The organism is Pseudomonas sp. P5_B2 (assembly GCF_056400445.1).
Map to the genome: position 1 here is coordinate 1 of NZ_JBFULH010001221.1, position 838 is coordinate 838.

General features: G+C 61.2%; 1 protein-coding gene. It reads left to right on the top strand.

Translation table 11 applies throughout. From position 1 onward, the window contains the following. Positions 1–89: 89 nt before the first annotated feature. On the top strand, positions 90–838 hold a 749-nt coding region (locus AC1DRJ_RS30340; RefSeq protein WP_477805362.1), incomplete at its 3' end, for a LysR family transcriptional regulator.

Sequence of the window (838 nt, forward strand, 5' to 3'; positions counted from 1 at the left end):
GTAGCAGCCTTTCCCCGTAAGATTCATGCCGGTCATTGTTCTTATATGGCCGCTCTCGTCAAGCTTGATGACTCTGCCAGGGACTCCAGATGAATCGTAATGACCTGCGTCGTGTCGACCTGAACCTGTTGATCGTTTTCGAAACATTGATGCACGAACGCAGCGTGACCCGCGCTGCAGAGAAGCTGTTTCTCGGCCAGCCGGCCATCAGTGCGGCGCTCTCACGCCTGCGCGGGCTGTTCGATGATCCGCTGTTCGTGCGCACCGGACGCAGCATGGAACCGTCCGCCCGGGCGATAGAAATCTTCGCCCTGCTCTCCCCCGCACTGGACTCGATTTCCACGGCCGTCAGCCGTGCAGCAGAGTTCGATCCGGCCACCAGCACTGCGGTGTTCCGCATTGGCCTGTCGGATGATGTCGAGTTCGCCTTGCTGCCGATGCTGCTCAAGCGCCTGCGTGCCGAATCGCCCGGAATCGTGCTGGTGGTACGTCGGRCCAACTACATTCTGATGCCGAGCCTGCTGGCCTCGGGCGAGATCTCCATCGGCGTCAGCTACACCGCCGACCTGCCGGCCAACGCCAAGCGCAAAGTACTGCGTCGCAGTATGCCCAAGCTGTTGCGGGCCGACACCGTGCCCGGACCATTGAGCCTGGATGACTTCTGTGCCCGGCCGCATGCCTTGGTGTCGTTCGCGGGTGACCTGAGCGGCTTTATCGATGAAGAACTGGAGAAGCTCGGACGCAAACGCCATGTCGTGCTCGCGGTACCGCAGTTCAACGGGTTGAGCACGCTGCTGAGCGGCACCGATATTGTGGCGACGGTGCCTGACTATACAGC